Source organism: Ascidiimonas aurantiaca (assembly GCF_037646345.1).
Lineage (GTDB): Bacteria > Bacteroidota > Bacteroidia > Flavobacteriales > Flavobacteriaceae > Ascidiimonas > Ascidiimonas aurantiaca.
On record NZ_JBBEWR010000037.1, the window covers coordinates 1 to 1,314 of the forward strand.

At 36.8% G+C, this 1,314-nt stretch carries 1 protein-coding gene; it reads left to right on the forward strand.

The genetic code is table 11. The features are described 5' to 3' along the window. The first annotated feature begins 41 nt into the window (after positions 1-41). A protein-coding gene (locus WAO84_RS17125) for an IS3 family transposase (RefSeq protein ID WP_340067366.1) occupies positions 42-1,276 on the forward strand; the annotation gives its coding sequence in 2 pieces (ribosomal slippage) (positions 42-399 and positions 399-1,276; 1,236 coding nt in all). Positions 1,277-1,314: the final 38 nt, after the last annotated feature.

The following is a 1,314-nucleotide window of genomic DNA, read 5'->3' on the forward strand; positions in this document are numbered from 1 at the left end:
TGTCCCGTCCTGAAATAAGTTGACACAAAATTGACTTATTTATGACATATTCAGAAGAATCAAGGAAGAAACGCACTCAACGCGATTACAATTTGGGCTTTAAATTGGCGGTAGTTGCACAGGTAGAAAAGGGTGAGATGACCTATAAACAAGCTCAAAGAGCTTATGGTATTCAAGGTAGGAGTACCGTTTTGGTTTGGTTACGAAAACACGGTACCTTAGACTGGAGCAAACCAATCCAATATCAAATGCCTAAATCGAAAGAAACTCCAGCACAAAAGATCAAGCGATTAGAGCGTGAACTCTCAGATGAAAAACTCAAAAATGAGATTCTCAATACCATGATTGATATCTCAGACAGGCAATATGGCACCGCGATCAGAAAAAAGTTTTTACCCAATCAATCCGATGCATCCAACAGCAAAGATCAATAAGTTTGTCACGTTGTTGTCGATTGTTTGGGATCAGTAGACAGGCGATCTATCAATCTCAAAAGCGATCACTGGCCCGTAGTAAGCAACTTAGTCGGGTTAAATATCTGGTACAACAAGTGCGTAAGGATATGCCTAGATTAGGTACTAGAAAACTATATTTTTTACTAAAACAAGAGTTGGATCGTCAAGGAATCAAAATAGGAAGAGATGCCCTATTTGATTACCTGCGCAGTGAATCGATGTTGATCAAACCAAAGAAAAACTATACAAAGACCACAGATTCTAAACATTGGCTTAGAAAATACCCTAATTTAATGAAAGATACCAGTCCTTCAAGACCTGAAGAGTTTTTTGTTAGCGATATCACTTATATTAAAAGTAGAGAAAGAACCCATTATCTATCATTGGTTACTGATGCTTATAGCAGAAGAATAATGGGCTACCACCTTAGTGATGATATGAGTGCAGAAAATGTAGTACAGGCCATCAAAATGGCAGCTCATAATAGAAAAACCACTAATGGCCTGATACATCATTCTGATAGGGGGTTACAGTATTGTTCTGCCATTTATCAGTCAGAATTAAAAAAACATCAGATAATTCCATCAATGACCGATGGGTATGATTGTTATCAAAATGCACTTGCTGAAAGAATCAATGGCATATTAAAAGGCGAGTTCTTGGTCAACACCTGTAATACAGGGAAAGAACTGAAAACATTAATTGAGCAATCTATAGAAACTTATAACAATAAAAGACCTCATTGGAGTCTTAATTTGAAAACACCTAACTTTATACATAACGAAAAGTCCTGTGAAGCTAGCTTCACAGGACTAAATTAAATCTTTAAAAACTGTCAACCTATTTTAGGACGACTCAC